At 65.4% G+C, this 2,457-nt stretch carries 3 protein-coding genes; all 3 read right to left on the reverse strand.

What is annotated here, in order from left to right:
- Nucleotides 1-373 (reverse strand): GFA family protein (locus AC1DU6_RS27320; protein ID WP_477860959.1); only part of this gene is annotated, 373 nt, incomplete at its 3' end.
- 108 nt (nt 374-481) lie between these two features.
- Nucleotides 482-1,213 (reverse strand): DUF6445 family protein, encoded by a 732-nt coding sequence (locus AC1DU6_RS27325; RefSeq protein ID WP_477860960.1) that lies wholly within the window; start codon nt 1,211-1,213, stop codon nt 482-484.
- Nucleotides 1,214-1,484: 271 nt separating this feature from the next.
- On the reverse strand, nt 1,485-2,457 hold a 973-nt coding region (locus AC1DU6_RS27330), incomplete at its 5' end, for an acyl-CoA dehydrogenase (protein ID WP_477860962.1).

Here is a 2,457-nt window from a genome sequence, read left to right on the forward strand (position 1 = left end):
GTTCGCGGTCTTGCTCGTGTTGTTCGGCACCCGGGATCGGCAGCAACCACGGCTCGCGGCGCTTTACCCACAGCTCATAGCTCGGCACAAGAGCGGTCGGCGCCTGCGACAGTGCGCCAAGCTTGATCTCGGCCTCCCGGTCATCGACCGAGAACAGCCGCGACCCGCAGCGCGGGCAGAAATGCCGGCCGCGGAACTGCGCGGTTTCTCCTGCGCGTTCGAACCGGGTCGCAGGCCAGACCCCGAAAAAGGTGAAGGCCGAGCCGCTCTCCTGCCGGCAATCAGTGCAGTGGCAGATGCCTGTGCGAAGCGGCTCGCCGCTGACTGAAAACTTCACTTGCCCGCAAAGGCAGGCCCCGGAAATCACCGCCATGGCTGTCCCCTGTCCGCTGAACCTGCCCGATTGAAGAACAGCGGCGGCGCGCCTGCCAGCTCAGGGCAGCGCGGCCTCGCGTCAGCCCAGTCCGACAAAGCCCCCCGCTCACGCCGCCTGGCGTTTGCACGTGAAAAAACCGTTCAGCGTGAGGCGGCCTCGAAGCGCGTCGGAGCTCAGCAGCGTGGGCTGATCCACGTCAGGCGAATGAAAAAGGGAGCCGTCGTAGAAGATGGCGCGGTTCCAGACCGCGAGGACTTTGGCCACACGCGCGAAATGCGCGTTGTCGCCTTTCATGTAGCCCGGCTCTAACCCGTAGCGCGCACTGAAAGTCGGGCCGTCCAGCTTGAAACTGTCCTCCAGCATGCGGTCGATCTCTTGCGGGTCTCGCAGTGGGCGATAGAAGCTGGTCCCCCCCAGCGTGGGGTCATGAAACAAATACAGCACACTGGCTGCGCACAACAAACTTCGGTCGACGAGCACAACGTCGCGGTGGCACAGCCAAAGCCGGTGATCAAGCGCCTCGGGAGGCGTGTTCAGCAATGACAGCCGCGCCTCCTGATGCAGCGTGCGACGACCACCGAGCGGCGCGCGCGCATGCTCCGCGAAGAAATCGGCCATCCGCTCGCCCAGCACCTTTGGCGCGTCGAGCACCAAGCCCGGATAAGGAAAGTGCGTCGGCGGCCGGAAAGCTTGCGAGGCCGCCCATTGGCGCACGCCCTCCGGATTGGCCAGGACGTTGTCCACCACCACGCAGTGGCTGCCATGCGGCAGAGGCACGACCCGCACTTGCGGCTCGGGATGAAAAAAACGACCCTCGGCGTCCAGCCACTCTGTCAACACGGCGCTCCTCCCCAACCTGTCTTGTGTTCGTTCATCCTGGAAACCGCGGCGGGCTCGTCCGAAGGGCTGCGATGGCGAGGTGCGCAGTTCTGCCCGAAAGGAAGGAGCTACGCGRCCAGCGTACTGGCAGCGTTGTCTTTCGACGGGTGAATATGGCGGTGAGCCAACACGGCTGACGGCCCCTCAACTGCGGTGCCCAGAATGATAGGTGAGGCCAGCGCTGGCGCCGGTCGTCCAGCCTGCCGGGGACGCCTCAGCCTTCCAATTCTCAGAACGCCGCAATCCCCGTGATCGCCCGCCCCAGGATCAACGCATGGATGTCATGCGTGCCCTCATAGGTGTTCACGACCTCCAGGTTGACGAGGTGGCGCGCGATGCCGAACTCGTCGGAGATGCCGTTGCCACCGAGCATGTCGCGCGCCATGCGGGCGATGTCCAGGCTCTTGCCGCAGCTGTTGCGCTTCATGATCGACGTGATCTCCACCGCCGCCGTGCCTTCGTCCTTCATGCGGCCCAGGCGCAGGCAGCCTTGCAGGCCCAGCGTGATCTCGGTCTGCATGTCGGCCAGCTTCTTCTGCACCAGTTGGTTGGCGGCCAGCGGCTTGCCGAACTGCTTGCGGTCCATCGTGTACTGGCGGGCGGTATGCCAGCAGTCCTCGGCCGCGCCGAGCGCACCCCAGGCGATGCCGTAGCGAGCTGAGTTCAAGCAGGTGAACGGGCCCTTGAGGCCTCGAACCTCGGGGAAGGCGTTCTCCTCGGGGCAGAACACGCTGTCCATGACGATCTCGCCCGTGATGGAAGCGCGCAGGCCCACCTTGCCGTGGATGGCCGGGGCGCTCAGGCCCTTGGCGCCCTTTTCCAGCACGAAGCCGCGGATCTGGCCGCCGCCGTTGCCCGTGTCTTCCTTGGCCCAGACGACGAACACGTCGGCGATGGGGCTGTTGGTGATCCACATCTTGCTGCCGGTCAGCTCGTAGCCGCCGTCGACCTTGCGGGCGCGCGTGATCATGGAGCCGGGGTCGGAGCCGTGGTTGGGCTCGGTCAGGCCGAAGCAGCCGATCCACTCGCCGCTGGCCAGCTTGGGCAGGTATTTCTGCTTGGCCGCCTCGTTGCCGAACTCGTTGATAGGCACCATGACGAGCGACGACTGCACGCTCATCATCGAGCGGTAGCCCGAGTCGACACGCTCCACCTCGCGGGCGATCAGGCCGTAGCTGACGTAATTCAGGCCGGCGCCACCG

The organism is Roseateles sp. P5_B10 (assembly GCF_056400485.1).